This is a genomic window from Methanohalophilus levihalophilus, assembly GCF_017874375.1.
Lineage (GTDB): Archaea > Halobacteriota > Methanosarcinia > Methanosarcinales > Methanosarcinaceae > Methanohalophilus > Methanohalophilus levihalophilus.
The window spans coordinates 176,745-198,377 of the sequence record NZ_JAGGLK010000001.1; the positions used below are offsets into that span (position 1 = coordinate 176,745).

Annotated in this window: 25 protein-coding genes, 1 tRNA gene and 1 pseudogene; 10 read left to right on the forward strand and 17 right to left on the reverse strand. The window is 42.4% G+C overall.

Annotated elements, in window-relative coordinates:
* Positions 1-79 precede the first annotated feature (79 nt).
* Positions 80-262, forward strand: a complete 183-nt coding sequence (locus J2755_RS00935) for a 4Fe-4S binding protein (RefSeq protein ID WP_209678236.1) — start codon at positions 80-82, stop codon at positions 260-262.
* A 126-nt stretch (positions 263-388) separates the two neighbouring features.
* Positions 389-463 (forward strand) — tRNA-Arg (locus J2755_RS00940).
* Between the two features lie 18 nt (positions 464-481).
* On the opposite strand, the gene J2755_RS00945 is transcribed toward J2755_RS00940, so the two are convergent.
* Together J2755_RS00945 and J2755_RS00950 are read right to left on the reverse strand one after the other, a co-directional pair.
* Positions 482-970: a sensor histidine kinase gene (locus J2755_RS00945; RefSeq protein ID WP_209678239.1), complete on the reverse strand. Its 489-nt coding sequence runs from the start codon at positions 968-970 to the stop codon at positions 482-484.
* Between the two features lie 69 nt (positions 971-1,039).
* Positions 1,040-2,418: pseudogene (locus J2755_RS00950) on the reverse strand (PAS domain S-box protein); the annotation flags it as partial.
* A 543-nt stretch (positions 2,419-2,961) separates the two neighbouring features.
* On the opposite strand from J2755_RS00950, the gene J2755_RS00955 reads away from it, so the two are divergent.
* Together J2755_RS00955 and J2755_RS00960 are read left to right on the forward strand one after the other, a co-directional pair.
* The gene (locus J2755_RS00955) at positions 2,962-3,432 is read left to right on the forward strand and encodes an N-acetyltransferase (protein ID WP_209678243.1); all 471 of its coding nucleotides are present in this window, start codon (positions 2,962-2,964) and stop codon (positions 3,430-3,432) included.
* Positions 3,433-3,464: 32 nt separating this feature from the next.
* Positions 3,465-4,409, forward strand: a complete 945-nt coding sequence (locus tag J2755_RS00960) for a nucleotidyltransferase domain-containing protein (protein ID WP_209678246.1) — start codon at positions 3,465-3,467, stop codon at positions 4,407-4,409.
* On the opposite strand, the gene J2755_RS00965 is transcribed toward J2755_RS00960, so the two are convergent.
* Both J2755_RS00965 and mptA read right to left on the reverse strand, forming a co-directional pair.
* The gene (locus J2755_RS00965) at positions 4,410-4,724 is read right to left on the reverse strand and encodes a DUF2098 domain-containing protein (protein ID WP_209678249.1); all 315 of its coding nucleotides are present in this window, start codon (positions 4,722-4,724) and stop codon (positions 4,410-4,412) included. It lies immediately after the preceding gene.
* 17 nt (positions 4,725-4,741) lie between these two features.
* Complete coding sequence (gene mptA / locus J2755_RS00970; RefSeq protein WP_209678263.1) at positions 4,742-5,695, reverse strand: GTP cyclohydrolase MptA; 954 nt, start codon at positions 5,693-5,695, stop codon at positions 4,742-4,744.
* 240 nt (positions 5,696-5,935) lie between these two features.
* On the opposite strand from mptA, the gene J2755_RS00975 reads away from it, so the two are divergent.
* Both J2755_RS00975 and argB read left to right on the forward strand, forming a co-directional pair.
* A complete protein-coding gene (locus J2755_RS00975) occupies positions 5,936-6,226 on the forward strand; it encodes a non-histone chromosomal MC1 family protein (RefSeq protein ID WP_209678276.1) in 291 nt (96 codons plus the stop codon).
* 135 nt (positions 6,227-6,361) lie between these two features.
* Positions 6,362-7,252: an acetylglutamate kinase gene (gene argB, locus J2755_RS00980; RefSeq protein ID WP_209678279.1), complete on the forward strand. Its 891-nt coding sequence runs from the start codon at positions 6,362-6,364 to the stop codon at positions 7,250-7,252.
* 398 nt (positions 7,253-7,650) lie between these two features.
* Here the strand turns inward: argB and J2755_RS00985 are convergent, their stop codons facing one another.
* The 4 genes from J2755_RS00985 to J2755_RS01000 form a co-directional block, all read right to left on the reverse strand.
* The gene (locus J2755_RS00985) at positions 7,651-8,694 is read right to left on the reverse strand and encodes an archaeosine biosynthesis radical SAM protein RaSEA (RefSeq protein WP_209678296.1); all 1,044 of its coding nucleotides are present in this window, start codon (positions 8,692-8,694) and stop codon (positions 7,651-7,653) included.
* Entirely contained in the window at positions 8,691-9,605 is a 915-nt protein-coding gene (gene guaA, locus J2755_RS00990) for a glutamine-hydrolyzing GMP synthase (protein ID WP_209678297.1), read from the reverse strand. The genes J2755_RS00985 and guaA overlap by 4 nt, the downstream gene beginning before the upstream one ends.
* Before the next feature lie 235 nt (positions 9,606-9,840).
* On the reverse strand, positions 9,841-10,179 hold the full coding sequence (locus J2755_RS00995) for a type II toxin-antitoxin system PemK/MazF family toxin (RefSeq protein ID WP_209678298.1): 339 nt from the start codon (positions 10,177-10,179) through the stop codon (positions 9,841-9,843).
* A gap of 13 nt (positions 10,180-10,192) precedes the next feature.
* Entirely contained in the window at positions 10,193-10,513 is a 321-nt protein-coding gene (locus J2755_RS01000; protein WP_245312584.1) for an AbrB/MazE/SpoVT family DNA-binding domain-containing protein, read from the reverse strand.
* A 201-nt stretch (positions 10,514-10,714) separates the two neighbouring features.
* Here J2755_RS01000 and recQ point away from each other — a divergent pair, with 201 nt between their 5' ends.
* The gene (gene recQ, locus J2755_RS01005) at positions 10,715-12,514 is read left to right on the forward strand and encodes a DNA helicase RecQ (RefSeq protein WP_209678300.1); all 1,800 of its coding nucleotides are present in this window, start codon (positions 10,715-10,717) and stop codon (positions 12,512-12,514) included.
* Here the strand turns inward: recQ and J2755_RS01010 are convergent.
* Both J2755_RS01010 and hxlA read right to left on the reverse strand, forming a co-directional pair.
* Positions 12,504-13,265: an A24 family peptidase C-terminal domain-containing protein gene (locus J2755_RS01010; protein WP_209678302.1), complete on the reverse strand. Its 762-nt coding sequence runs from the start codon at positions 13,263-13,265 to the stop codon at positions 12,504-12,506. The two genes, recQ and J2755_RS01010, sit on opposite strands and share 11 nt — an antisense overlap.
* Position 13,266: 1 nt before the next feature.
* On the reverse strand, positions 13,267-14,547 hold the full coding sequence (hxlA, locus tag J2755_RS01015) for a 3-hexulose-6-phosphate synthase (RefSeq protein WP_209678304.1): 1,281 nt from the start codon (positions 14,545-14,547) through the stop codon (positions 13,267-13,269).
* Positions 14,548-14,654: 107 nt separating this feature from the next.
* On the opposite strand from hxlA, the gene pyrB reads away from it, so the two are divergent.
* Together pyrB and pyrI are read left to right on the forward strand one after the other, a co-directional pair.
* Positions 14,655-15,581, forward strand: a complete 927-nt coding sequence (pyrB, locus tag J2755_RS01020) for an aspartate carbamoyltransferase (protein ID WP_209678306.1) — start codon at positions 14,655-14,657, stop codon at positions 15,579-15,581.
* Positions 15,578-16,048: an aspartate carbamoyltransferase regulatory subunit gene (gene pyrI, locus J2755_RS01025; protein WP_209678308.1), complete on the forward strand. Its 471-nt coding sequence runs from the start codon at positions 15,578-15,580 to the stop codon at positions 16,046-16,048. The genes pyrB and pyrI overlap by 4 nt, the downstream gene beginning before the upstream one ends.
* Positions 16,049-16,050: 2 nt before the next feature.
* Here the strand turns inward: pyrI and dapB are convergent, their stop codons facing one another.
* The 4 genes from dapB to J2755_RS01045 form a co-directional block, all read right to left on the reverse strand.
* Entirely contained in the window at positions 16,051-16,845 is a 795-nt protein-coding gene (gene dapB / locus J2755_RS01030) for a 4-hydroxy-tetrahydrodipicolinate reductase (RefSeq protein WP_209678310.1), read from the reverse strand.
* Positions 16,842-17,717: a 4-hydroxy-tetrahydrodipicolinate synthase gene (dapA, locus tag J2755_RS01035; protein WP_209678312.1), complete on the reverse strand. Its 876-nt coding sequence runs from the start codon at positions 17,715-17,717 to the stop codon at positions 16,842-16,844. Before dapA ends, dapB begins: the two co-directional genes overlap by 4 nt.
* A gap of 13 nt (positions 17,718-17,730) precedes the next feature.
* Entirely contained in the window at positions 17,731-17,925 is a 195-nt protein-coding gene (locus J2755_RS01040) for a 30S ribosomal protein S17e (protein ID WP_209678314.1), read from the reverse strand.
* 82 nt (positions 17,926-18,007) lie between these two features.
* Complete coding sequence (locus J2755_RS01045) at positions 18,008-18,319, reverse strand: hypothetical protein (RefSeq protein ID WP_209678315.1); 312 nt, start codon at positions 18,317-18,319, stop codon at positions 18,008-18,010.
* Between the two features lie 97 nt (positions 18,320-18,416).
* Between J2755_RS01045 and dinB the strand changes: the two genes are divergently transcribed.
* A complete protein-coding gene (gene dinB / locus J2755_RS01050) occupies positions 18,417-19,505 on the forward strand; it encodes a DNA polymerase IV (RefSeq protein WP_209678328.1) in 1,089 nt (362 codons plus the stop codon).
* Here the strand turns inward: dinB and J2755_RS01055 are convergent, their stop codons facing one another.
* The 3 genes from J2755_RS01055 to mtnP are packed head-to-tail and all read right to left on the reverse strand — an operon-like array spanning position 19,506 to position 21,624.
* On the reverse strand, positions 19,506-20,261 hold the full coding sequence (locus J2755_RS01055; protein ID WP_209678331.1) for a heparan-alpha-glucosaminide N-acetyltransferase: 756 nt from the start codon (positions 20,259-20,261) through the stop codon (positions 19,506-19,508).
* Positions 20,262-20,288: 27 nt separating this feature from the next.
* Positions 20,289-20,714, reverse strand: coding sequence for a Zn-ribbon domain-containing protein (locus J2755_RS01060; protein WP_209678334.1), 426 nt, complete (start codon positions 20,712-20,714; stop codon positions 20,289-20,291).
* Between the two features lie 52 nt (positions 20,715-20,766).
* Positions 20,767-21,624 (reverse strand): S-methyl-5'-thioadenosine phosphorylase, encoded by an 858-nt coding sequence (gene mtnP, locus J2755_RS01065; protein ID WP_245312586.1) that lies wholly within the window; start codon positions 21,622-21,624, stop codon positions 20,767-20,769.
* Positions 21,625-21,633 lie beyond the last annotated feature (9 nt).

Genomic DNA, 21,633 nt, shown 5'->3' on the forward strand with positions numbered 1-21,633 from the left:
TTTCGGATGCCTCTATCATTATATAAATCCTTCTTCAAGATCGTCAGGATTATTAGTAATCAACCAGTGCATTAACTCCATGACAGATGAACAGTATCTTGGGATTATCGGCTGCAGGGGTTGTTTCAAATGTCTGGAAACCTGTCCTGAAGGTGCAATTAAGAATAAGGGTAGTTACGTTACTATAGATCGTGACAAATGCACTATGTGCATGAAATGCGTTGAAAGTTGCCCTTATGGTTCGATTGTCTGCCTTGATTGATCAATTACATTTTTTGGCCTTTTATATTATATGATCGTAGTTTTCCGGATATAAATAGCAAGCTCAGAGCTTTTTCAACCAATAAACTTAAAAGTGAGATTAACCATTCAGAAGTGTTACCTCTAAGGGCGTGTGGCCTAGCCAGGATATGGCGGCAGCCTCCTAAGCTGTAAGTCAGGGGTTCAAATCCCTTCACGCCCGCTATAACTTTTTTGCAAATCAACTAGTTTTTATCACATTTGCTGGCACAATTGGTATTGTAAAAGTAAAGGTACTCCCTTTTCCGGGCTTACTGTCAACTTTTATGGTTCCGCCCTGTAATTCGACCATTTCTTTTACAAGCGTTAGACCAAGGCCGATTCCGGAATAGGTACGGTTTCTGTATTCCTGAAGTTGTCTGAAGGGTAAGAAAATTTCTTCCAGCTTTTCTTCCGGTATTCCAATCCCATTGTCAGATATGGAGATTACTGCATTGTTGTCGCTTTTATGAGCAGCGATTTTTATTATCCCGTTTTCTCCTGTAAACTTAATCGCATTGCTCAAAAGATTGTACAAAATTTGTTTTGTCTTTGTTTCGTCTGCATATATTTGCGGAAGATTTTCATCTATCAATATTTCAACTTTCTTTTTTCCCATAACAATATCTGGATCAGTAAGCTCTTTTACATCTTCTATTAAATCACGTATATCTATGTTTTTCTGAATCAATTCTGTGTTACCCGATTCAATTCGTGATACATCCAGAATATCGTTAATGAGCGTAAGCAGGTGTTTCCCCGATTTCAGGACATTTCCTATGTATTTTTCCTGCTTACTATTAAGTTCCCCGTATCTTCCATCAATAAGTATTTGGGAGAAACGATTACAGAGTTAAGGGGTGTTCGCAGTTCATGGCTCATAGTTGCAAGGAATTCTGTCTTTGCTCTGTTTGAAAGCTCAGCAGCAACTTTGGCTTCTGTTAACTTAACTTCGGCTAACTTCCGCTTATTAATGTTTTTAATAACGCCACTAAGTTTGATTCGATTTCCATTCTTGTCAGCTTCCACCACTTTTCCTCTTACAGTATGCCATATCCATTTTCCATCTCCTATGTCCACACGATAATCAATCTGGGCAGACTTATATCTATTTTTCACACAGTCTATTATCCCCTCAAATATCTTTTGGTGGTCATCAGGGTGGATAATTTTGAGGAAATCATTAAATGAGAAGTTTTCAAGCCCTTTCTGCTGATACCCGAATTTTCTAAACATATCTGCATCAAAATTCATTTTTCCTTCGGGAAGTTCGAGTTCCCACCAGAGAAGTTCTCCGGCCATCAGTGCCTGCTGAAGACGCTCATATGCAGTTTTCATGTCCTGCTCTACTTTTTTCTTCTCGTTGATGTTAATAGATAATCCATTAATTGATTTTGGAGCGCCATTGAAATCCTTTTCTACAACGTATCCAATTGACTGAAACCACTCCCACTCTCCACTATTTGACATTCCTTTATGAGTAGCCTGACAAATGTCTTTTTTGCCTTCTATACATTTTTTTAATTCTTCAGAAACAAGTTCTCTGTCATTGGGATGAATAATTTCCAGAAAATCGTTGTATTCCTCTGCGAATCTATTAGTAAAGAAGCCAAAATCGTCTACTCCAAAGTCAAATCCAACTGTTCCTGATTCAATGTCTATTTCCCAAAAACTGACAATTCCCGTTTTTACAACGTTGTCCAGCAGACTATAAGCTTTATGTATCTGCCTGTCCTTATTTCTTCTTTCTGTAATGTCTCTTACAATACTGAAAACAACAGGCTTTCCCTGAATGGTAGCAATTACGGCATTAATTTCCACATCTATTTTTTTTCCGGACTTTGTAATCTGCGCCGATTCAAAACGGAGTTTTCCTTCTTTGAAAACCTTTTTCATCCGTTGGGAAAACATTTTTTTTTGATCGTCTACTTCAAAAAGTTCGGGAGTTTTCATTAATAATTCTTCTTTTGAGTAGCCAAGCCTGTTGCATGCATTCTGATTTATGTTTATTATCTTCCCATCTAAATCATGGACAAAAATCTCGTCAGGCGAATTATCAAAAAACTGGTTAAATGAATTCTCCAGATCCCTTCGTTTATATTCAGTTGAAACCTGTTTTCCAATATCCCGGCATGCCATGTAAAAAAGGCTTTTTTCTAAACTAAAATCGTATTTAGGGTGCTTCTTACTTATTAATACTTCAAACTGGAGTTTTTTGTTTCCATTCACCGAAACTTCATCTTTAAACAAGGAAAAAGATTCCTCGTCTGGATTTGATCCATATTTATTATCTTCCAGACTTAATTTTATAGAAACAGCACCTGGAAATGGAAAAAGTAAAGTAAGTTTGGGGGGAATTTTTTCTAATTCGGATTCAAAATCCTGGCTATTGAAAGAACTGATTACATCGTCAACTATACTGATCTTCGAAATAGCTCCCTTGCCAATTTCCAATTGCTGTGCCCCCCGGCATCTGGTGATTTACTTCCACAACATTTTCTATTTAAATAATATGTGGTATAGTGATATAAAAAAGTTTATGCAAGAGGTATATATTGTAATATCCATCTCATATATCTGTTAAAATGTTACCGGGGTTTCTGTGATTCCAGTTTTTCTACTTTAATACGATATTTTTATCTATCACCTGTGCATCTTTCCTGAATTATCACTGGAGGAATAATGGCAGGTTTACAGGCTGGATTAGTACGTAAGGCGACAATCAATGATATTGAATCAATTAAAAATATCATTAATGGCTATGCCAAAAAGGAATTGATGCTTCCACGCTCCATAGGGGAGCTACACGAATCCATACGCAATTTCCATGTATATGAAATAAATGGCGAAGTTGTGGGCTGTTGCGCCCTGCAGGTTGTCTGGGAAGATCTCGGTGAAGTTCTCTCCTTTGCTGTTGTGCAGGATCACAGGGGAAAAGGCATTGGTTCTCTTCTGCTTCAGGCGACTATTAAAGACGGGAAAAAACTTGGAGTGCGTAAAGTCTTCACGCTTACGTATGTTCCTGAGTTCTTTGAAAAAATGGGCTTTAAACGCATTGAGAAAAGTGATTTGCCCCATAAAGTCTGGATTGGGTGCATTAAGTGTCCGAAGTTCCCGGATTGCAATGAAGTTGCTCTCTCAAGGACTATCTGACTTGTGGACTTTTTGTATTTAGAGGATTGTTTATGAAAGCCAGACTGCGGGATTTTCTTGTTACCGATGAAAACTATATCTTTGCAGTTGTAGATTATTTTCATCCCCGGGAAGGGATACGTTCAATTCTGCGCTATGTGCCGGACAAAAATGGCGATCGGATAAGATCTGGTGCCAGGTTCAGAAAATGCGATTTTGATGTTGCTTTTGAATTCATGCGTCATGCTCATCCTGAATGGGTTGAAGATGTCCATATTGTTCCCGAAAATCGTGTTAGGGAGATCTTGCATCCTCCAGACAGGATTGCTGAATTAGCTGAATCAGACAAACGGGTTTTCCATATTGTGGATGTTCTCAGGAAGGCTGGTGTCCCGCTGTCAATGATGGGAGTAACCGGTTCCATGCTGCCGGGTTTGCAGGATGCGAGTTCTGATATTGATTTCGTGGTTTATGGGGATGAATGGTTCCGTGCAAGGGAAGCCATTGAAAAGGCAAAGGCAGATCCATCTATTCCGATCGAGCCAATTGATGACAACATGTGGCAAAGGATCTACGCAAAAAGGATTCCGGAAATTTCTTACGAGGAATTTGTTGTTCACGAGCTTCGGAAAGGCAATCGTGGAATGGTTGCAGGGACGTATTTTGATCTTCTTTTTGTAAGGGACTGGGATCAAATCCAGCACCCTCTTCTTCGGGGAAAGGATGGCGAGGCAATGGAGATTGAAGCAGTAGTCACAGATGCAACCTTTGCTTTTGATAATCCTGCGTTTTACAAAATAGAACATGATGAAATCGATCACATTCTCTCCTACACCCATACCTATTCGGGACAGGCAATTGAAGGTGAAACAATCCAGGCCAGGGGAATAATTGAAGATCTAGGGGATAAAAAAAGATTGGTAATAGGCACGTCAAGGGAACCCAAAGGGGAATGGATGCGTTCCCTGACATTGCTTGAAGAAAACAACCTCTTGTAATTAGCCTCCACCTGTGAACTGCCTGACCGCATTCAGATCACGTGCTTCAGCTTCCTCTTCCATTTGTTCCAGATATTCTTTGACATCCCGGGATGTAGCCTCTTTTTCGTGTTCTTCAGGAGCCTCTTCAGTTGTAAGTACCAGGGTCTCAGGTTTGTAATAGAGTTTCGTAGTATCAAGTAAAACCCAGATGCCCTCATCGTCTTCAATGATTTCGGATGCTTTTCCCAGGGTCCCGGTTTTGATATATTTGAGTTTTGCTCCGAGTTCAATGGGTTCATCGTTTGCATCCCTGACATCAGGTTTCTCTTCCACTGGCAAAACCTCCGTAATCATCCCTGTGAGATTTCCTTTTTCAGATCGCCAAATTCTGCAACCCTTTCCGCAAATGCATTGTGGCGGTGTATGCTTTCTTCATTGATCTGCTTGATTGTAATGACTGCATCATCAGGCAGGTAATCGAATTTGTCAATAACATTCCTTGCCATGGTGCGCACGCAGTCTTCTACAAATTTTGGATTTCTGTGAGCAGTTTCCACCACAAACGCTTCATCTTCACGTTTCAGTAGCTCAACGATACTTGAACTCATGGAATTTTCGATAATGTGAATTATTTCATCAAGTGAGACTTTAACGTCTCCACGAGTCTTTACAGAAATAATTCCCCTACCACGCTGGTTATGTGTTGGCATAGGCATAGTTTGCAGGAATTTTGAGATGGTATGTGGTTCGACTTCAAGTTCCTTGAGAATATTTGCTGCCTTTTCACGCATAATTTCCTGGGCGCATGGGCATGCAGTCATTCCGAGAACTTCTGAACCGATGAGTTTTTCCACGTCAATTGAGTCATCTTCTTTGCGAATTGCAATTGCTTCGGCAAAAATATCCACGACTTCCTGACATTCCATTTTTTTGACGGGTGATTCCCTTTTCACGACATATTCGCTTTTCATTCGAACTTCTGCCTGGGTGGCGTATTCATGTCTTGTAAGAAGGTTTTTAGCGACATCGCTGCAGAGTTCTTCAATTTCGTAAACAGGTAAGTTGATAGCTTTTTCAAGGACTTCATCTATTGCCTCAAAATTTCTGGAAAGGTTTGCTCCTTTCCTGTCAGAAGGCAGATCCACAAAAATGTCAAAAACAGAGATAAGTACGATGGGACGTTTGTCCTTTCTTTTTATTTCCACAAGTTTTTTGACATCAGTTACACCGACGCGGGTGAGGTTTATGGGGATCTTTGGTTTGGTTGCCTGTACATCAGGTAATTCTAGCACTGGAAGTTCCATATTAATTAACCTCACAATAATGGGGGAAGTAAAGAATATAAGTGAAACATGTTCATTGCATGTAAACTTTTCCCGCCAAATCCAAATCTGGAGCGGGAAAGTTCTTTCTCAGAAAAGTAAAAAGTTGTTAAATTTCGTTATTTTGGGAAAACATTACCCATAGACCACATTAGAAGAAAAATATTTATACTCCATGTGAACAACTACTTAATAACCGGTAACGGTAAACAAGGTGATAGGATGACTAGCACGAGGAATTTCGTATTAAGGGATGAAAAAGGCAACGAACATGGAGTGTTCACCGGAAAGCAGCCAAGGCAGGCAGCATTGAAGGTCGCAAACCGTGGAAAAGGAACCAAGAGCAAGCCACAGAAAATTATGCTTCGCGAAAGGGGTACCAAGAAGATCCACGTCTTCCTCGGATGGAGGGACAAAGTTGCAGCTCCAAAGAACAAACCTGACTGGATGCCTGACAAAATCAACAAGCCCTTTGTAAAGAAAGAGAAAATCATAAAACTGGATAAAATCTAAATTTAAGTAACAATTGGTTGGTTTTTATTATTTTTGTTGGAAAGGAAATTTTTCCTTTCCCTTTTTACCCTTTTACATGTTTTGCAGCATTTCATATACAAAACATTTAAACACTTTAATTTTAATCTAAACCGTATGTCAGACCTTCCTGATTGCCAGATTGAAAAAGTTTTGATAGAGGCTTTGCCATATATTCGGGATTTTTATGGCTCATATATGGTCATCAAGGTAGGCGGCCATGCAATTATAGATCCTGACGTGATGAGTGCGATTGTAGAGGATCTTGTGCTTCTTCGCTATGTTGGCATCCATCCGATAATCGTGCACGGGGGCGGCCCGGAAATAACCGAAAAAATGGAGAAGTTTGGCAAGAAACCCGAGTTCATCGGCGGACTCCGTATCACCGATGATGAAACCGTGGAAATTGCGCGGATGGTGCTTGTCGGAAACATAAATACACGTCTTGTATCACTTATCGGAAAGCATGGAGGCAAAGGTGTCGGCCTTTCAGGTAAGGACGGGAAAATGATAATTGCCCGTAAAAAACCCACCCAGAAAGTACTGATAGAAGACAAGGAGCACAGCGTGGATCTTGGATGGGTGGGAGATACCGAAATTGTAAACCCTGAATTGATCTATATCCTTACCGAGAAAGGATATATTCCTGTGATTTCACCAATTGCTATGGACAGCGAAGGCAATGCTCTCAATATCAATGCTGACACCGTAGCCGGTGATATAGCCAAGGCCCTTCATGCCAAGAAACTGGTTTTAATGACAGACGTGCCGGGTGTTCTAAAAGACCCCTCCGATAAATCCACCCGTATCTCAAGAGTCCAAGTATCTGAAATTGAGGATATGATTTCAGAAGGAATACTTGGTGGCGGAATGATCCCCAAGATGCGCAGCGCTGCAAACAGTGTTGAAAACGGCGTGGAACGTGTGCATATTATAGATGGAAGTGTTGCTCACTCCCTGTTGCTTGAGCTCTTCACAAACCGCGGAATCGGGACTATGGTTTATTGATGGTTTAATCGAATTGAATTTTGATTAAAACCTATTTTTTTTAGTACTTGCAAGTAACGTTTTGGGGATTATTTTGCCAACATTGTTTTACGCCGATTCCCTCCAAAGGGGGTCAATAGACAGACTTCACCGTCCTCACAATTAGTTACAATAAATTTGACGGCGAAATGTCACTAAAAGTCGTGCTTTCAAAATCAAAAGTGCAGTCTGCGAAGCAAGTTTGACATCTTATTGGAAAACCGGTACCTTATTTCTATTAATAAAATAAGTAATACCATCGCTATTATAAAATACCACAAAAAATCAATTGCTGCATAAGCGATATCATACTGTTCTGTTGTGAGTGATACACTCATATTCTAATGTTATGTTGCTATGGTATAACTATTTGGCCCGCATCAGTCCATAATAGGCGAACCAAAAGTCCTGTCATCCAGTTCGAGAACTGTTTTCCAGAGCCCTTTGCATTCACAATTAGCTTTGCTCAGGATGGCTGTATCTTGCGTCAGGGAAAAATCCCTGATGACATCTGCAATTTCACGACTGCATTTACGGCAGTTGCGAGGACCGCGCTTTGAGCCAGCCCCAACAGGGTCGGATGTGATAACAAGCTCAGGATGCTTTTCCTTGCCCTTTTTCAGGATTTCCACGATGCTCCAGAGCCAGGGAGGTCGATATTGATCCCTTTCCCACAGTTGCTCCACAAGGGTTCCCCGCTGAACGTTGCAGAGATTAATGGAAATCGTCTGTGCTTTGTCAGCAACGTCGTCAATGGTTTGAAGGATATCTTCAATCGCCTCACGTTCCGAAAGGAATGGTGGCTTGAGGAGGAGATATGCTTTGACCGATGTCCCAGTCTCTTTTGCAGCCAACGCTGCTTTTTCGAAGGACGCAAATGTAAAACCTTTGTTAATTGAACGGGCACGGATATTATCGGAGCTGGTTTCCAGTCCCGTTGCAATTTCAAATGGCTTTCCACCGAGAATTTCGGTGCATTGTTTCAGGACATCTTTCGTTGCAAATACCGGTCTGGTTTCAACAATCACCTTTATGATACGCTTGTCTTCAGCCATTTTTTGCAACAATAGTATTCGGGCTTCTTCACTGATTTCCTTTTCATCGAGGAAACTGCCGGATGTAAAGATCTTAAGTATGAAATTATCAAGTTTGTCTGCTCTTGAAAGAGCTCTCTCATACTGCTCTTCAAGATCAGATGTATTTGGAGGTGTGGTTGCTTTGTCGTAGACATAGCCACACATGCTACACCCGCCAATATTTCCCCACCAGCATCCGGCTGTCCGGAAAATAATTGTCAGTGTGTCTGAAACCCCGCCTTCGTGATGATCCTTGCCGGTCCATGTGGCTGCGGGTTCATTTGAGGGAGAAGGTTTTATCCTTTGCCTCTCCCTGATATCCAGAATAAGATCGTTTAATGTGCTCATTCAAACTCAATGGTTGCAGGTGGTTTTGGTGTGATGTCGTAGACAACCCTTGCTACGGATGGGATTTCGCCTGTAATCCTTGAACTGATTTTTTGGAGGGTTTCCCATGGAAGGTTCATAGCATCAGCAGTCATACCGTCCCTTGAACCAACAGCACGCACAGCGACTATCCAGCCGTGTATCCTCAGGTCTCCTTTAACGCCTGTTCCTTTTCCAAGCACTGCAGCAAATGTCTGCCATGGACCGAATTTCTCAAGCAATTCTTCCTCAACAATTGCGTTGGCTTCCCTGACAACATCTACTTTTTCTTCTGTGACTTCACCGATTATCCTTACGGAAAGACCCGGGCCCGGGAATGGCATTCTTTCACAGATTTCCTCAGGAAGATCCAGTGCGTGTGCAACTTCCCTGACTTCATCCTTGTAGAGGTCGGCAATTGGTTCTACGATTTCCTTGAACTTAATATGCTCAGGCAGCCCTCCAACGTTGTGGTGGGACTTTATACCGCCTTCGGATTCAATCTTATCGGGGTAAATGGTTCCCTGTATGAGGTACTCAGCTTCTAATTCGATGGCCTCGTCTTCGAAAACCCTGATAAATGTTTCACCGACGGCCTTACGCTTTTCTTCAGGGTCTTTTAAGCCTACAAGGGCTTCGAGGAATCGATCTTTTGCGTCTATGACCTGAAGGTTCATATCACCAAAAATCTCGCTAATCCTTTCGGTTTCTCCTTTTCGCATAAGCCCTGTATCTATGTAAATAGGTGTCAGGTGCTCACCGATTGCACGGTGTGCAAGAATAGCACATACGGAACTGTCCACTCCTCCTGAGAGTGCGATAATAGTTTTGCCTTTTGCGGCTTCTTTGATATGTTCAATAGCCCGGGGTATGAATTTATCCACTTTTACCATTGGGGAGAACTCCAGTTTTGGTTATTGGAAGTATGAATATGTTGTGCCTGTATGTGTTCGGGATATATTAATATGACCGTATTCCGGCTCCTTATGAACCTTCGAATATGGATTATGCTTTCTGGTAATAAAGGGATAGTTAAACTCAAAGAAAGAAAATCCTCTTGAAATTCTGTGGAGGAATTTTAATGTTTGAACAATAACGTCGGCTTTATCGACGATAAAGAATAATTCTTCAGGCGGTAAACACCTGAATAATTCTCTCTTCGATTTCCCGTATTTTCTTTTCTTTCAAAACCCCTGCTTTTGCTTGGATTTTGTTTACGTCCAGCGTCATTATCATATTTGTTTTGACCAGACTGGCGACAGGTAACGATCCTTCCTCGAAATCTACCGGATTCAGGGCCACTGCATATTCGTCATCGCGTGCCATCTGACTTGTTACCTGACATACTATCACGTTTGTGCCTCTTGGGTATGCAGTTACTAACACTGGACGGGTTTTTGTGGCCGAAAGGTCTGTGTAGGGAAATGGTATTACTACCACATCACCTTTTGAAATTGTTCTTGCCATAGATGTTCAAACCTCATTTTTTGTTCTGTTCGTATTCCAGAGCATGGTCAAGCAGGTCTTCCCACGCTTTGTCTTCCTCTGGTGTGTCCCACTCTTCTGCAAATGAAGGCTCGGATATTAATGCACATTCTAATTTTTCTAATACGTAGGTGAGTGGGCGAATTTCTATATGATCTGCGTATGCAATTACTGCAGCCTGTGAGCCTTCCGGGAACGTGCCTTTTCGGAGTTCTTTTGGGATGACTATTTGGCCTTTAGAAGACACAGTTACATCCTTAAGCCCCAGTATTCCTGACACTTTCTCACTCTCCATTTTCATTCCTTTTTCTTTCATTCTTCTTTTAGTTCGAAGCAATCACATGTAAGACGTGGTCTTACTTCAATAGAGTTTATGAGATTTTCTTATAAATAGTTGATGATTTGCTTTATTCATCCTGCCTTTGGGCACTATTTCCATGTTTTCCAGAATATTACTTTCACTTCGCTTTTATAAGCTTTAAGTAACTGTAATCATTTTTCATAATGAGGAGAATGGATGTATCAGGAGCTAAAACAGCATTTTGGTTTTGATGGTTTCCGCCTGTATCAGGAAGATGCTATTAATGACTTGATTTCAGGCAGGGATGTTCTGGTTTTGATGCCTACCGGTGGGGGTAAATCACTTTGTTACCAGCTTCCCGCTGTTCTTCTTGAGGGGGTGGCTGTGGTGGTATCCCCTTTAATTTCCCTAATGAAAGATCAGGTGGACAGCCTGAATTCCAAAGGAATCAAAGCTGCTTACCTCAACAGCACACTTGATGCTTCTGAATCCAGGCAGGTCATGAATGATTTTCGTGAAGGAAATATCCGGATTCTCTATGTCGCACCTGAACGTCTTGTTATGCCCTCCACTCTCAAGCTGCTTGATTCCGCCAATATAAGTCTCTTTGCAGTTGATGAAGCACATTGTATTTCTGAGTGGGGAAATGATTTCAGGCCGGAATACAGACGATTGGGGATGTTGCGTACTCGTTTTCCTGATGTTCCTATGATAGCGCTAACAGCAACTGCCACACCCGCAGTTCGCGAGGACATAAAAAAGCAGCTTAGGATGCGCTCTGCTTCAACGTATGTATCAAGCTTTAATCGTCCGAATCTCAATTACGAAATAATCCACTCCACGAATCCACTTTCAGGAATCGTAAATTATCTGAAAAAGCACACATCTGATTCAGGAATAATTTACTGCCCCACAAGGAATACGGCCGAAGAAACCGCTTCAAGGCTCAAATCAAGGGGATTTAATGCAACTTCGTATCACGCTGGTCTTTCCGATGATACAAGAGCTAGGCGTCAGGACGCCTTCCTGAAGGGCAAGGTCCGCATAGTGGTGGCAACAGTTGCTTTTGGCATGGGTGTGGACAAGCCCGACGTGAGGTTTGTTATACACTACTGCCCTCCTCAAAACCTTGAGAGCTATTACCAGCAGACCGGCCGTGGCGGTCGTGACGGGCTGCCATGTGATTGTCTCCTTTTCCTCAGCGGGAAGGACTGGCATCGTTTAAGGTATTTTATAGACCGGATGGAATCTCATCGGGAAAGGGATGTGGCATTCTCTAAACTGCAACAGATGATGCGCTATTGCGAGGCAACCAAATGCCGCAGACGTCTTCTTCTGGAGTATTTCGGGGAAAGCATGGAAGAGGATTGTGGAACCTGTGATGTTTGCCAGAGTCCCCCAAGTCTCAATGATGCGACTGAGCAGGCCCAAATATTGATTAATTGTGTAAAAGAGGTTCGGCAACAGTTCGGGATAAATCATGTTATCGATATCATTGGTGGTTCAAGATCCCAGAAAATAATAAAATATTCTCATCACAGGCTCAGATCCTATGGAAAAGGATCAGGAATTCCCAAAACCGTATGGAAAGATATGGCTCGGGAAATGATTGGTCATGGGATGCTTGAAGTCAGGGGTTCGAGATATCCGATTCTAAAAATGAACCAGAAAAGCCGTGACATACTATCTGGTAAGTGTTCAGTACAACTCAAAAGTCTTCCTTCAGGAACAGCAATACCTACTAAACCAGCTCCTGAGACTAAAATCCAGAGGCGTGATCCGACTGAGCTTTTTGACAGGCTGAAAGCCCTCAGGACATCTGTTGCCCGGAAGGGAAAGGTCAAACCATATGTGGTTTTTGCAGATACGAGTTTGAGGCAGATGACTACTGATCTCCCAGAAACCCCTGAACAGATGCTGAAACTTACAGGTGTAGGGGAAAAGAGAATGCAAAAATATGGGGATCTTTTTCTCTCTGAAATCGATAATTATCGCATGGAAACTCTTAGCTCATAAACAAGAATGCTATCTTGAAAATAAGATCTCCGTAGAATATTGCGGTAAGGAATCCTGCGGTTATAGGGATTATGAAAGGGAGGCCTGGTGTAACCCATACTTTTTTTCCGATTTTACCGCTGTCTGCGTATGACTGGATTGTATGAATGGTTTCCTCATCAATAGTTCCTCCACCTCTTGAATACTTTGTTTTGACTTCTCCATCTTTCTCTTCCATGACTTCAAGGAGCCGAACATGTTTTAGTTCTTCCAGCTTGTCAACATCACAACGGTATCCAATAAACATAAAATAGGGTTTCTTCAGGGTTTCGGAGAGATTTGGTCTTGTAAGGTTATGAAGGAAAAGCCCCAACGGGACGATAACTGTGAGAAGCACGGAATTCCCGAACAATGTCATGGTAAAAAGGCTGACCACCGGGATTCCTTCCAGCGGGAACACGTAGCCTGCAAACATGATTTCGGGGTATATAGGGAAAATAATAGCCAGCGTCATCAAAGCTTTTGCATCTGCTCCTCCGAAAGCCCCCAGGTAAAACAGTATGTATACAAATACAAAAATGATAGTAAATGAAATCCCTATCATTAAGAGGTGTGAAAGGCCATTGGTTATGATTTCATAGAGGATGAATGGGGAAAATACGGCCAGCATTACAATCCAGACCTGGTTTATTACCCTTCTACTCTTGATGTCGGAGTAACATGCATAAATCAAAAAGGGCATGCAAAGCAGGATTTTGATTTCCTCTATCATTTTAATATTTCTCCCATTTTTTCAGTTTCAGGATTTCCGACAGGGTACTTCCTCTTTTGATTTCATCATAGAGGCGCATTTCAGTTTTCCTGACTTCATTTGCACGTCTGGCAATTTCATAGGCCTTTTCTTTAGGAACGACAACAACACCGTTATCATCACCGATTATATAGTCTCCGGGTTTTACATCCTGACCGCCACAACGGATTTCGGCATTGATTTCCCCGAATCCTTTTGGATCTCCTGCATTTGGTACGATATTTGTAGCAAAAAGAGGGAATTTAAGGTTCCTGATTTCATCTACATCCCTGACTGCGCCGTCAATCACCACACCGGCAATTCCCCGATTGATACAACTAAGACTTGCCAGTCCTCCCCATGGGGCAATATCAGGACTGCCGTTGTAGATAACGATTACATCGCCTTTTTCCGCTGTCTCAATAGCCTCAACGGTCTTGGCCCAGTCTCCCTCAAATGTCTGGACAGTAATTGCTTTGCCAACCATCTTAACATCCGATACAATTGGGTGAATGTTGCGCATGGCACCTTTACGATGCATTGCATCGGTGATGTTCGGTGTCGATGCTTCCTTAAAAAGAGTAATTATTTGCTCATGTGCAGAAGAAGTGGCCTTTGTTGTGACTTCAAGATTATCCACACTTTCCCGGATTCGGGACGCTGCTTCAGTCACATTATCGGATCTGATTATGTTTCCTCCGATAATTATGATGCCTGCTCCGGCTTTTACGACCTGTGCGGCATTTTCGGCATCCAACCCCCCGGCAGCTGCAACAGGGATGCTAACGACCTCTGCAATTTTGCTGACGATATCAACAGGGGTTTTTCCTGTCATTTGCTGGTCAATGCCGTAATGGATATTGATGATATCAATTCCGAGATTTTCCAGTTCCTTAGCCCTTGCAACCGGATTTCCAACATTCATGAGATCTGCCATCAGGCGAATTCCATATTTGTGAGCTGATTGTACTGCGTCAGCAATGGTGGAGTCGTCGGCTTCACCCAGTATCATAACAATATCGGCTCCGGCTTTTGCAGCCATTTCAACTTCCAGTGCGCCTGTGTCCGCAATTTTCATGTCCGCAAGCAAAGTGCTCTCAGGAAACTCATTCCTTAAAAGGCGAACAGCATTCATACCTTCACTTTTAATGAGGGGAGTGCCGGCTTCTATCCAGTCAATCCCGCCCTCCAAAGCCTCCTTTGCTATCTGGATTCCCCTGTCGATTTCAAGAATGTCAAGGGCTAGTTGTATTATGGGGCGCATAGAATCACTTTTGTGGGTGTTTGTAACTAGTAGTATGAAACAGATAATAAATTTACCTGCAATATCTTTAGCAAAAATTATATCCTTTTGGCGTGCATTTCCATGAGATGATGTTTAAAGGCACTCATATCATATCCATGAAAGATTTCTCCCGGGATATGATAGATCATGTTCTTGACGTGGCTGAACAACTGGAGCATATTGCCAGCAACAAAGAACAGTCCGACATATTGGCCGGAAAGGTTCTTGCAGTGTTGTTTTTCGAACCAAGTACGCGTACCCGAATGTCTTTTGAAACTGCTATCATGAGACTTGGGGGCAACGTGCTAAATCTTGGTTCAGTAGATGCAAGTTCAATTGCAAAAGGGGAAACCCTTGCGGATACCATCAGGGTCGTTGCGGGATATGCCAATGCCATAGTGCTACGCCACCCCATGGAAGGTGCTGCAAAACTTGCTTCTGAATTCTCTCCTGTTCCGATTCTCAATGCAGGTGACGGAGCAGGACATCATCCAACGCAGACATTCCTTGATCTTTACACAATCAAAAGGGAAAGCCATCTTGAGGGCCTGCAAATTGCTCTTGCGGGAGATCTCAAGTATGGACGCACAGTTCATTCACTCTGCTACGCTCTTTCACACTACGGAGCAGAAATAACTCTTGTTTCTCCGGATGAATTACGTATGCCGGAGGAAATCATCAATGATCTAAAAAGCCGTGGGCTTAAGGTAACAGAAACGGATTCCATGGAATCTGCGATAGAAGACATTGATGTCCTGTACATGACAAGAGTCCAGAAAGAGCGTTTTCCTGATGCTGCAGAGTATCACAAAGTTGCAAACCGGTTGAAAATAACTCCCGAACTGCTTGAAAATGCCCGTCCGGAAATAAAGATCATGCATCCCCTGCCACGCACAACAGAAATCGATCCGGGTGTTGATTCAACTCCACATGCCTGCTATTTCCAGCAGTCTTTCTATGGTGTCCCGGTTAGAATGGCACTGCTTGCGCTTGTAATGGGGGCGATGGAATGAGTAATCCTACAAAAGAAATCAGGGTTCAGCCGATTGAAAACGGCACTGTTATCGATCATATAAAGGCAGGACAGGCCTTGAATGTGCTGAAAATCCTTGGAATTTCCGGGATTTCGAACGGAGTTGTGAGTGTTCTTATAAATGCACCCGGTGAATTCGGAAATAAGGATGTCGTCAAGATTGAAGGCCGTGAACTTAGAATAGATGAGGCAGACAGGATCTCACTAATAGCTCCCAGTGCAACTATCAATATTATACGCGATTTCGATGTACTGGAGAAAAAGAAAGTCGAGATTCCTGCACACGTTGCAGGCGTCGTGAAATGCATAAACTCCAACTGCATTTCCAATAGTAACGAGCCAGTCACGTCTAAATTCGAAGTTATGAACCTGGAATCAGGTATTGAGCTCAGGTGCGACTACTGCGAACGTGTAATCTCAGAAAATATCGCAGAACACCTGCTCTAAACTCAGTTAAATCCAAGGATATCTTCCATGGAATAAATGCCAGGCCCCTTAGAAGCTACCCATTCCGCAGCTTTAACAACACCTGAAGCAAAAGCCTGCCTTGTATGTGCCTGGTGTTTGATTTCTATTCTTTCACCGCTTCCGGCAAAAAGAACGGTGTGATCGCCTGCAATATCGCCACCACGGACTGCATGAATTCCTATTTCATCGCCTCTTGGGGCTTTGCCATGCCTTCCATAAACAAACTCGGTTTTGTTAACCTCTTCTGCAATTACTTCTGCAGCTTTCAGGGCAGTTCCGCTGGGTGCATCTTGTTTTTGGTTGTGGTGGGCTTCAATGATTTCAATATCGTTGTCAGCAAGGTATTTTGCCGCTTCCTTGATAATCCTGAAGAAAACATTCACCCCAACTGCATAATTTGGCGCTATAACCGCGGCAATATTGTTTTCGGCAATTGAACTCTCAACAATCTCTTTCTGCTCAGGATTAAGTCCGGTAGTTCCGATTACCAATTTGACTCCGCAGGATGCTGCTATTGGAGCATTAACGGTTGTAGCATCGGCGATTGTAAAATCAATTAGTACATCGGTATTTGAGTCCTTAAGGACTGCTCCAAGATCATTGATATCAGAGATTGGAACTCCAAGGTTGCCTGCCTGTGCAACTTCTCCTGCATCCATTCCGATTTTCATGAGATCAAAAGCGGATGAAAGCTCCAGGTTTTCGTTTTTGACAATGCTCTGGATTATCAGACTACCCATCCTTCCGGAGGCTCCGAGTACGCCGACTTTAATCATTCAAGACACCCCGCATTTCTCAGTGCTTCAACAAGATTCTTCTCATTCTCAGGGCTGAGAGGGGCAAGCGGGAGCCTAAGAGGTCCTGCCGCAAGTCCCATAATTTCCATTGCACGTTTTACAGGAATTGGATTTGTCTCGGCGAATAATTGTCTTATCAGGGGTGCAAGTTCAAAGTGCAGTTTTTTAGCAGTTTCAAAATCCCCTAATTGTGTAGCTTTTACGAGTTCCACTGTTTTTGCAGGAGCCACATCTGCAACTACGGAAATAACTCCTACGCCGCCCAGTGCAACAATCGGGAAGATCAGGTCATCTTCACCGGAAAAGACGATGAATTCCTCGTCAGCAGTTTCCTCAAGGATCCTTGTAACTTTCGGGATACTTCCGCTGGCTTCCTTTATTCCCACAATATTACTGACTTTAGCCAGTTCGGTTATTACTTCAAGGGACATGTCCTGCCCTGTTCTGGAAGGGACATTGTAGAGAAGTATGGGGATATCCACAGAAGCTGCAATTGCCTTGAAGTGTCTGATAAGTCCTTCTGGATTTGGCTTGTTGTAATAGGGAGAAATGACGAGTGCACCATCAGCGCCTGCATTGGCAGCGTATTTTGTCAGCTCAATTGCTTCTGCAGTGTTATTGGAACCGGTTCCTGCGATTACCGGTACGCTGGCGTACTCAATGGTAAGATCGATTAGTTCTTCGTGCTCTTTTATAGAAAGGGTCGCAGATTCTCCGGTAGTGCCACACGTTACTACTCCGGATACTCCTCCGTTTTCAACAAATTCAATGTTCCGCTTGAGGCCTTCCCTGTCAATTTTGCCATCGGCAGTAAAAGGAGTTGTTAGAGCAGGTAGGACGCCCTGGAACATAGGATCACACACTTTAAATTGTCTGTTTGTGGTTCATTTTTCTGGTAACGTAACCAGCTACACGGTTCCTGATTACCTTACTTTCAATGGAAGTGAATTTCTCTACAAGCTTCTTGTTCTCATCGAAGTCGCCTGTAAATGAATCTTCGTATTCGTTAATCAGTTTGAATGCAAGTCTTTTGATGTTGGTTGGTCTAATATTTCCCATGTTGTTGCTCCAATTAATATTAGTGTAAAATTACTCTAATCTGCGTTATGTGAACCGGTTTTATGTATTTATAGCTTTTGGATTATTCAGGATTTGCATCTTCTTTCATGATATCTGTTTTTCCCAAAAGCCGGTCAAATGCGGTTGCATCGGTAAAGATCTTTTCCCGAACTCCTTTCTTATTCACAAAAAGCCCTATCAGAACAAACAATAAGCCTATATTAGGAGATGCTGAAACAATAAGAACTCCTATCAGGATGATTGTTGATGCTATGATTCCTCTTGTAGCGCCTTTGCGATAGGAAGCAAATGCAGTGCGCCTGTAGATCCTTATGTCCCTGACAGTAAGGAAAATTGTCACAAAATAAGCGGCTGCTGCAATGTAGATGTACATAGCCGATAAATGGGAGCTTTATATTAAAAAGGCTTTGTACTTTACTTTCAGCCGGCTAATGAAATCGTTTTATCGGATAATAACAAAACATCATCCAATGGGTTCTGATTCTATAATTTTCCATATTGACATGGATGGCTTTTTTTCATCTGTTGAAGTCCGTGAAGACCCTTCGCTGAAAGGGCTGCCTGTAGTTGTGGGATCAGATCCAAAAGGGGGCGAAGGCAGGGGTGTGGTAAGCACGTGTTCCTACGAAGCCCGTGAATATGGCATTCATTCTGCAATGCCCATATCAAAAGCCTATAGGCTATGTCCGGATGCAGTTTTCCTGCCTGTCAATATGCAACTCTATCATCAGGTTTCAGAAAACATTATGGAACTCCTGAAAAGTTATGCGTCTGGATTCCAGCAGGTTAGTGTGGATGAAGCGTATCTGGACGTTACAGGAATAGTATCCAATTATGAAGAAGCCGCCAAACTGGCAAGAAAGATAAAAGATCATATCCGGACTTCAGAGGGAATTACCTGTTCTATAGGAATTGCGCCTAACAAAACGGTTGCAAAAATAGCTTCAGATTACGAAAAGCCGGATGGTTTGACTGTGGTAACACCGGATTCGGTACGTGAATTCCTCTACCCTCTTGATGTTTCCAAAATTCCAGGAGTCGGTGCAAAGTCACAGATAATTCTTGAAAAGATGGGGATAAGAACTATTGGTGACATTGGGAGGACTGATGTCCAGCTTCTTATCGCAAAATTCGGGAAAAGCGGCATTCGATTCAAGAAAATCGCTAATGGAACATATTCCTCAGAAATTGTGGAGCATCGTTTGATAAAGTCCATAAGCAAGGAAGATACGTTTGAAGAGGATGTAGCCGATACCAATGTTGTGAAAAAGACGCTTGCGATTCTTTCAGAACAGGTTCATACGAGGCTTCTGAGAAAGGGTTTTGTTTTCAGGACCGTAAACCTGAAAGTTCGTTTTTCTGATTTTAGCACTTACACGAGATCTGTCACCCTGAGTGCTTACAGCAATGACAAAATGTCCATATATCGTACAGCACTCCGTATGTTTTCAGAATTTGAAGGTATGGGGAGCTTCAGGCTTGTGGGGGTAGGGGTTTCGAAACTTGTAAAAATGGATGAAAAGCAACGACGTCTTGACGATTTTTTTGATGTGGATTAATTAGAAGAATGGAAGTTCTATCAATCCCAGAAGGTAAAGGATGACGATTATCATAGGTTGGTGTATGAGGTAGATTAAAAGAGATCTTCTCCCAAGTTTCGCCATTGTTGTGAGGAGTATTCCATCGGTATTGTAAGGAAGTGAAAACTTTCTTCTGTGTCCTGGATACCGCGCATTTCCCACTGTAATTCCCATCAGGAAAACAGCAAACCAGGGGAATATGGGGAAGTAGTCCAATGTAGTGAATCCGGGGGAATGCAACCCTAACCATAAAAACCAGTCAGTTGAAGTCCTGATGCCTCTGAATGCAAATCCTAGGATAATGACAATCAGGGCAATGGGTATGTTAATGCTTTTCGAATTAAGGAAAAAGTATCCAAGGACTGCTGCCACACCAAGAAAGTGAAGAATTCCAAAAAGAATGGTTGCTTCGGGTACCAGTATCCACGTTACAAAAGTTATCAGGATTCCCAAATTGAATATGCGGAATCCTCTCTTAAGATATTTCCCGAATGCTTTTTTGTTTCCGGTTTCGATTCTATATTTTGAATAGCTTAATGAGAGGGAAATTCCGGAAGTGAATATAAAGAGAATCGCTGCGCTTCTTCCAATTACCCGGAGTATTCCGGAATTCACTGCAAAATCAAAGTTACCCAAATAATCCAGATCAAAAAAAATGTGATAAATTACCATCAAAAGAATGGCAAGGCTGCGCAGGATGTCAATTTCCGGGAAACGGTTTTCATTAATGGGCATGATTTCTCCCGGGAAAAGAGGCGAAGTTTATTCTTTCTTATTCTTTTTACCCTTGAATACGGATGGAAGATCTACCGCATAAGTCCCATCTTCCTTTATTGCCATCACAATTTCCTTGCGGTTAAGGAGGGAGTCCAGGTTAAGCTCATAGGAACCAGGACCAAGTATCCTTACAGATTCCACTTTTTCCCCGTTTTCTTCCGTGACACTTCTTTCCTGTTCCTCAATGCCGATTAAGTCATCGATTTCCTTGATGAACTCTTCCGATGGGATATTTTCTTTCTTTTCTTCGGAAACCTCTGCTTCAACCTGCTTTTCCTCAACTTCTTCTTTTTCCTCTTTTTCAGGCATGACGTAGAGGAATTTATTCCAGCCGCAGTTGGGGCAGCCGTTAAGGATAATTGAGGCGCCGTCTTCAAAGATTGATTCGCATCGGGTACATTTGTGTGGCATCTGTTCACCGTTTCAGTATGAAATTCACTTTTACCTATATCTCAGGTAGTTTTCACCCTTTAAGATACTTTCCGATAAGAGGCATTAACTCTTGTTTTGATTCATCGGGTATAAAATCTTCCGCAGTAGTTATTGCTCCTGCGAGGGCACTTTGGCATGGGCATGTATCGTCTGGTTGAAGTTTCTCAAGGGCTTCAGCAATGATTTCGCGTACAGCCTTTTCATTTTTCATCACATTTTCAATGATTGTCTCAATGTTGACATCTTTCTCATGCCATACGTCATAATCAGTCACAGTGGCAACAGTTACATAGCAGATTTCAGCCTCTCTTGCAAGCTTTGCTTCGGGGATAGCTGTCATTCCAATTATGTCAAATCCGAGATTCTGATAAACCCTTGATTCCGCTCTTGTAGAAAACTGTGGTCCCTCAATGCAAACGTAGGTGCCACCGTTGTGTGTTCGATAACCTTTGGATGATGATATGTCGTAGAGCATTTTTGACATGCTTGGGCAGAATGGATCTGCAAAGCCTGTGTGGACTACAAAATCATCGAAAAATGTTGTTGGCCGAAGTTTGGTGCGATCGTATATCTGATCAGGAATTACGATGTCCAGGGGTTTCAGATCCTCTTTCAAGCTTCCAACAGCTGACGCTGCAATAATCTGTTTCACTCCAAGTTTCTTAAGTGCGAATATGTTGGCCTGGGAATTGAGATTGGATGGGGATATGCGATGGCCGCTTCCATGTCTTGGCAGGAACGAAACTTTCCTGTCTCCAAAAGCTCCTACTGTAATCAGATCAGAGGGTTTCCCGAAAGGTGTATCGATGTCCACCTGTTTCACATTATCAAACAGGCTTACGTCATATACTCCGCTGCCACCAATTATTGCAATATCCACATTTTCCATTATTTTCCC

What these genes read in the sequence shown, in the direction of transcription:
- J2755_RS00935 (WP_209678236.1), top strand. Translation starts at nt 80, where the DNA reads ATGACAGATGAACAGTATCTTGGGATTATCGGCTGCAGGGGTTGTTTC.
- J2755_RS00955 (WP_209678243.1), top strand. Translation starts at nt 2,962, where the DNA reads ATGGCAGGTTTACAGGCTGGATTAGTACGTAAGGCGACAATCAATGAT.
- J2755_RS00960 (WP_209678246.1), top strand. Translation starts at nt 3,465, where the DNA reads ATGAAAGCCAGACTGCGGGATTTTCTTGTTACCGATGAAAACTATATC.
- mptA (WP_209678263.1), bottom strand. Translation starts at nt 5,695, where the DNA reads ATGGAACTTCCAGTGCTAGAATTACCTGATGTACAGGCAACCAAACCA.
- J2755_RS00975 (WP_209678276.1), top strand. Translation starts at nt 5,936, where the DNA reads ATGACTAGCACGAGGAATTTCGTATTAAGGGATGAAAAAGGCAACGAA.
- argB (WP_209678279.1), top strand. Translation starts at nt 6,362, where the DNA reads ATGTCAGACCTTCCTGATTGCCAGATTGAAAAAGTTTTGATAGAGGCT.
- J2755_RS00985 (WP_209678296.1), bottom strand. Translation starts at nt 8,694, where the DNA reads ATGAGCACATTAAACGATCTTATTCTGGATATCAGGGAGAGGCAAAGG.
- guaA (WP_209678297.1), bottom strand. Translation starts at nt 9,605, where the DNA reads ATGGTAAAAGTGGATAAATTCATACCCCGGGCTATTGAACATATCAAA.
- J2755_RS00995 (WP_209678298.1), bottom strand. Translation starts at nt 10,179, where the DNA reads ATGGCAAGAACAATTTCAAAAGGTGATGTGGTAGTAATACCATTTCCC.
- J2755_RS01000 (WP_245312584.1), bottom strand. Translation starts at nt 10,513, where the DNA reads ATGAAAGAAAAAGGAATGAAAATGGAGAGTGAGAAAGTGTCAGGAATA.
- recQ (WP_209678300.1), top strand. Translation starts at nt 10,715, where the DNA reads ATGTATCAGGAGCTAAAACAGCATTTTGGTTTTGATGGTTTCCGCCTG.
- J2755_RS01010 (WP_209678302.1), bottom strand. Translation starts at nt 13,265, where the DNA reads ATGATAGAGGAAATCAAAATCCTGCTTTGCATGCCCTTTTTGATTTAT.
- hxlA (WP_209678304.1), bottom strand. Translation starts at nt 14,547, where the DNA reads ATGCGCCCCATAATACAACTAGCCCTTGACATTCTTGAAATCGACAGG.
- pyrB (WP_209678306.1), top strand. Translation starts at nt 14,655, where the DNA reads ATGATGTTTAAAGGCACTCATATCATATCCATGAAAGATTTCTCCCGG.
- pyrI (WP_209678308.1), top strand. Translation starts at nt 15,578, where the DNA reads ATGAGTAATCCTACAAAAGAAATCAGGGTTCAGCCGATTGAAAACGGC.
- dapB (WP_209678310.1), bottom strand. Translation starts at nt 16,845, where the DNA reads ATGATTAAAGTCGGCGTACTCGGAGCCTCCGGAAGGATGGGTAGTCTG.
- dapA (WP_209678312.1), bottom strand. Translation starts at nt 17,717, where the DNA reads ATGTTCCAGGGCGTCCTACCTGCTCTAACAACTCCTTTTACTGCCGAT.
- J2755_RS01040 (WP_209678314.1), bottom strand. Translation starts at nt 17,925, where the DNA reads ATGGGAAATATTAGACCAACCAACATCAAAAGACTTGCATTCAAACTG.
- J2755_RS01045 (WP_209678315.1), bottom strand. Translation starts at nt 18,319, where the DNA reads ATGTACATCTACATTGCAGCAGCCGCTTATTTTGTGACAATTTTCCTT.
- dinB (WP_209678328.1), top strand. Translation starts at nt 18,417, where the DNA reads ATGGGTTCTGATTCTATAATTTTCCATATTGACATGGATGGCTTTTTT.
- J2755_RS01055 (WP_209678331.1), bottom strand. Translation starts at nt 20,261, where the DNA reads ATGCCCATTAATGAAAACCGTTTCCCGGAAATTGACATCCTGCGCAGC.
- J2755_RS01060 (WP_209678334.1), bottom strand. Translation starts at nt 20,714, where the DNA reads ATGCCACACAAATGTACCCGATGCGAATCAATCTTTGAAGACGGCGCC.
- mtnP (WP_245312586.1), bottom strand. Translation starts at nt 21,624, where the DNA reads ATGGAAAATGTGGATATTGCAATAATTGGTGGCAGCGGAGTATATGAC.